Source organism: Pseudomonas sp. K2I15, assembly GCF_002204795.1.
Classification (GTDB): Bacteria; Pseudomonadota; Gammaproteobacteria; order Pseudomonadales; family Pseudomonadaceae; genus Aquipseudomonas.
In genome coordinates this window covers 1-4708 of the sequence record NZ_NIXO01000122.1, presented here as the reverse complement: position 1 = coordinate 4708, position 4708 = coordinate 1, and the positions used below count along the sequence as shown (strand labels likewise).

The window sequence follows — 4708 nt, the reverse complement described above, 5'->3', positions numbered from 1 at the left end:
TTTTGATCTTGATCTTAGGCGCCCCGTTAAACCACGCTGGCCGAACGCAGGTAGTACGGAGCGGGTAAACCGGCAGGACGCCGGTTTAGCCGCGACGGGGCAGGGACGCCCCGTCGCGGCGGCCCGCTTCGTGCTACCGGAGTTGAGGGCACACCGAGCCCAAGCGAGGTGCCGAGTGGTGGGGCAAGAGCCTTTTGGTTACTTTTGGGCTCCTTTCAAAAGTGACCCGCTGTAAGAGCGGAACCAATAGCGGCCATAACAAAAATAACGGATATGTCCCCCCAAGATGGAAGATCGAATCCCCAGCGTTAGAGCTTGTAATCGGTATCGCTGCGCTCCAACTGCCGAATCAACGCATTCCAATGCCGCACCACCCCCGGCCCCTCCCCGCTTTTAAACACCTCAGCCTGCTTCTCAACCCTGGCCACCACCTCCGCCGGCGGAAAGATCAGCTCGGCATTCCCCCCCGCCTGCGCCGCAATCTGGATATTGCACGCCCGCTCCAACCCCTGCAGTTGCTGAAACGCATGCTCGACACTCACCCCAGCCGTCAGCAACCCGTGGTTACGCAAGATCATCACGCTCTTGTCCCCCAGGTCCGCCACCAGCCGCTCACGCTCATCCAGATCGAGCGCCACGCCCTCATACCCGTGATACGCCACGCGCCCTGAGAACCCGATGGAATGCTGAGAGATCGGCAACAACCCATCCTTCTGCGCCGACACCGCAATACCGTCGCGAGTATGCGTATGCAGCACCGCTTGCAGGTCATGACGGGCCGCATGGATAGCGCTATGGATCACATAGCCCGCGTAGTTGATACCCAGGCCGGTAGGGTCATCGACGATCGTCCCGTCGATGTCCACCTTGACCAGGTTGGAAGCGCTGATCTCATCGAACAACAGCCCAAAGGCATTGATCAGGAAATGCTCCTCAGGCCCCGGCACGCGGGCGGAGAAGTGGGTGTAGATGTGGTCGGTCCACTTGTACAAGGCGGCCAGCCGATAGGCCGCCGCCAGTTTGACGCGCACCTCCCACTCTTGCGGGGTAACCCGCTGGCGGACGTTGTTCGAGACACTGGAGATCGAGGTGACGCTGCTCATGGCAAAACTTCCTGGATGGCCTTAAGGACTTCCAGACAAGCCTAGGGGATGGCCAAAAATAATAAAAAGCACATTTTAATCTAAGCTAATTATTATTTTTTTTCATATCACTGTGGGAGCGGGCTTGCTCGCGAAGGTCGTCAACGATAACGCTGGCAACCTGGATGAGCGCGGTGCCATTGCGTTTTTCGCGAGCAAGCTCGCTCCTACAAGGTCGGAGTCATATCACGCCGCATTCCGGATCTTGTGCAACGACGCCGCCACCCACTTGCCAAAGGCATCCACCGGCCCTTGCAGGTTGCCGAGGAAGTGCGGGTAGATCAGCCACAGGTCCATCACCGGCTTGAAATCCTTCAACGGCATGGCCGCCAATTGATCGCGATGGGCACTGCGCTCCAGCAGCGGGCGTGGCACCAGGCCAAGGCCCAGGCCGTCAGCCACCAGGCCCAGTTGCAGCTCGGTGCCGAAGGTCTCCAGGTTGACCCGCAACGCCAGGCCCTGGTCTGACAGGGTACGTTGCAGCCCCGCGCGGAAGCCACAGCCATCCGGGTTGAGGATCCAGCCACTCTGGTACACATCCGCCAGCTTGCACGGTTTTTTCGGCAGTTGGCCCTTGGCGCACACCACCACCAGTTCCATCTTGCCGATGGACTCGCCGACGATGTTGTCGGGGAAGATCTTGCCCGCCGGGAACAGCGCCGCTGCTGCGTCCAGTTCGCCACGCTCGATCTTGCCCACCAGTTGGCTGCCCCAACCGGTAGCCACCTGGGCACGCAACTCGGGGTATTCATTGCGCAGGTGCTTGAGGGCGTCCAGCAGCACCACGTCGCCAATGGTTTGCGGCACGCCCAGGCGCAGCAGGCCGGTGGGTGGCGCGTCGGTGGCGACCAGTTCGCGCAGGGCGTCCATTTCCCGAAGGATCGAACGGCACTGTTCATACACCCGCGTACCGATCAAAGTAGGCTTGAGCGGCTTGGTGTTGCGGTCGAACAACTCCACCCCCAGCGCCTGCTCGAAGTTCTGCACGCGACGGGTGATGGCCGGCTGGGTCAGTTGCAACGACTCGGCGGCATGGCTGATGGACTGGCAACGAATCACTTCGACAAAGGCATCGATATCGTCAATTTTCATTTGGGCCGCACATAGAGAACAGTCATTAAGATGTGTGAAAAGCATAGTTCCATTCCCGATGACTGGATAGCCCACCGCCCGTTCGATAACGTCTAACGCTATTCAAACCGGTTCTAAATTACTTTCCGCTATAACCTAATCATTAAAAAATAGCATATTAACTATAAACATTATGCTTAGATAAACCCATCACCACGAACCACCCACGATGGAATTGTCATGACCCAGGCCCGACACCCGCAGAGACTCAGAGCATTCATTGGCGCCCTGGCGGAATTGATCGACGGCAACCCTCGCGAAGGCGACCTGCTGCACCGCGGCGGCAAGCTGCTGGCGCAACTGGTCAGCCATGACGACTGGCTACCGGACGAGTTTGCCCAACCCAACCCCGAGCGTTATCAGCAGTTCCTGTTGCACGCCGATTCGCGCCAGCGCTTCAGCATCGTCAGCTTTGTGTGGGGGCCGGGGCAAACCACGCCGATCCATGACCATCGGGTGTGGGGGCTGATCGGCATGCTGCGTGGCTCCGAGTATTCCCAGGGCTTTGAACGTAACGCCGAGGGTGCATTGATCGCCGACGGCAAGCGCATTCAGCTGGAACCGGGCCAGGTGGAAGCCGTGTCGCCGAAGATCGGTGACATCCATCAAGTCAGCAATGCCTTCAGCGACCAGGTGTCCATCAGCATTCATGTGTACGGCGCCAATATCGGTGCGGTACGCCGCGCCGTGTACCAGCCAGACGGCAGCGAGAAACTGTTTATCTCCGGTTACTCCAACGCTTTTCTCCCGAACATTTGGGATTTGTCCAAAGATGCCTTGCCCAAAGAGAGCCCTGCCCTATGACTGCATCGAACCGCACCTTCGCCCAGATTCGCCAGGCCCTGTTGGACCACGAAGAAGTCGCCCTCGTGGATGTGCGTGAAGAAGCGCCCTTCGCGCAATCCCACCCACTGTTCGCCGCGAATATCCCGCTGTCGAAACTGGAGCTGGAGGTGTACTCGCGCATTCCACGCCTGGATACCCAGGTAACCGTGTACGACAACGGTGAAGGCCTGGCGCAGATCGCCGCCCGGCGCTTGCAGGCGCTCGGCTACACCGAAGTCAGCCTGCTGGAAGGCGGCCTGGACGGTTGGCGCAACGCCGGCGGCGAGCTGTTTATCGACGTCAACGTGCCGAGCAAATCCTTTGGCGAACTGGTGGAAAGCCAGCGCCACACGCCGTCCCTGGCCGCTGAAGAAGTGCAGGCATTGCTCGACAGCAACGCCGACGTGGTGGTGCTCGACGCCCGCCGCTTTGATGAATACCAGACCATGAGCATTCCCACCGGCATCAGCGTGCCCGGCGCCGAACTGGTGCTGCGCGCCCGTGAACTGGCACCGGACCCAGCCACCCGCATCATCGTCAATTGCGCCGGGCGCACCCGCAGCATCATCGGCACCCAGTCGCTGATCAATGCCGGCATCGCCAACCCGGTGTCCGCCCTGCGCAACGGCACCATCGGCTGGACCCTTGCCGGGCAAAAGCTGCAACATGGCCAGGCCCGCCGCTTTGCGCCGACTTCAGAAGAACATCGCCAGGTCGCCGCCAGGGACGCCCGCCAAGTTGCCGACAAGGCCCGCGTAGGCCGCGCCACCCTGGCTGACCTGCAACGCTGGCAGCAGGAAGCCGCCCGCACCACTTACCTGTTCGACGTACGCACCCCCCAAGAATTCGAAGCCGGCCACCTGCCCGGTGCGCGCTCCACACCCGGCGGCCAACTGGTACAGGAAACCGATCACGTCGCCAGCGTACGTGGCGCCCGCCTGGTGCTGGCGGATGACGACGGCGTGCGGGCGAATATGTCTGCGTCCTGGCTCGCGCAACTGGGTTGGGAAGTGTATGTGCTGGATGACCTGCAACCCGCGCACTTCAGCGAACAGGGTGCCTGGGTCGCGCCCGTTCCGGCACCGCAACAGGCCGAACTGATCAGCCCGCACACCCTGGCGCAATGGCAAACCCACGGTGACACCGCCGTACTGGATTTCACCGCCAGCGCCAACTACGTCAAGCGCCATATCCCCGGTGCCTGGTGGGCGTTGCGTGCACAACTGCCGGAAGTCTTGCGCAAGGTGCCTGCCGCCCAACGCTACGTATTGACCTGCGGCAGCAGCCAACTGGCGCGCCTGGCGGTGGCTGAAGTCGAGGCGCTGACCGGCAAGCAAGTGTTCCTGCTGCAAGACGGCACCGCCAGTTGGATCGCCGCGCAACTGCCACTGGAGGAAGGTGAAACCCGCCTTGCCTCGCCGCGCATCGACCGCTACCGCCGCCCGTATGAAGGCACCGACAACCCGAGGGAGGCCATGCAGGCCTACCTGGACTGGGAGTTCGGCTTGGTGGACCAGTTGGCCCGCGACGGCACCCATGGTTTTTATGTGATCTAAAACCCTCGCCCCGGCAACGCTTGCCGGGGCGTTTTACTGAACGCCCGCCCCCTC

At 61.3% G+C, this 4708-nt stretch carries 4 protein-coding genes; 2 read left to right on the top strand and 2 right to left on the bottom strand.

Annotation, left to right across the window (positions count from 1 at the left end; all coding sequences use genetic code 11):
* Positions 1-308: 308 nt before the first annotated feature.
* Together CEC48_RS30545 and CEC48_RS30540 are read right to left on the bottom strand one after the other, a co-directional pair.
* Complete coding sequence (locus CEC48_RS30545; RefSeq protein WP_088427216.1) at positions 309-1103, bottom strand: class II aldolase/adducin family protein; 795 nt, start codon at positions 1101-1103, stop codon at positions 309-311.
* A gap of 225 nt (positions 1104-1328) precedes the next feature.
* Positions 1329-2234 carry a LysR family transcriptional regulator gene (locus CEC48_RS30540; RefSeq protein ID WP_088427215.1) on the bottom strand — a complete coding sequence of 302 codons (906 nt, stop codon included), beginning with the start codon at positions 2232-2234 and terminating at the stop codon, positions 1329-1331.
* A 219-nt stretch (positions 2235-2453) separates the two neighbouring features.
* On the opposite strand from CEC48_RS30540, the gene CEC48_RS30535 reads away from it, so the two are divergent.
* Positions 2454-3077, top strand: a complete 624-nt coding sequence (locus CEC48_RS30535) for a cysteine dioxygenase (protein ID WP_088427214.1) — start codon at positions 2454-2456, stop codon at positions 3075-3077.
* Positions 3074-4654, top strand: coding sequence for a rhodanese-related sulfurtransferase (locus CEC48_RS30530; protein ID WP_088427213.1), 1581 nt, complete (start codon positions 3074-3076; stop codon positions 4652-4654). The genes CEC48_RS30535 and CEC48_RS30530 overlap by 4 nt, the downstream gene beginning before the upstream one ends.
* The last annotated feature ends 54 nt before the right edge of the window (positions 4655-4708 follow it).

Excerpts from the sequence above, each read along its gene's own strand:
- CEC48_RS30530 (WP_088427213.1), top strand. The coding sequence starts at position 3,074 with ATGACTGCATCGAACCGCACCTTCGCCCAGATTCGCCAGGCCCTGTTG.
- CEC48_RS30545 (WP_088427216.1), bottom strand. The coding sequence starts at position 1,103 with ATGAGCAGCGTCACCTCGATCTCCAGTGTCTCGAACAACGTCCGCCAG.
- CEC48_RS30540 (WP_088427215.1), bottom strand. The coding sequence starts at position 2,234 with ATGAAAATTGACGATATCGATGCCTTTGTCGAAGTGATTCGTTGCCAG.
- CEC48_RS30535 (WP_088427214.1), top strand. The coding sequence starts at position 2,454 with ATGACCCAGGCCCGACACCCGCAGAGACTCAGAGCATTCATTGGCGCC.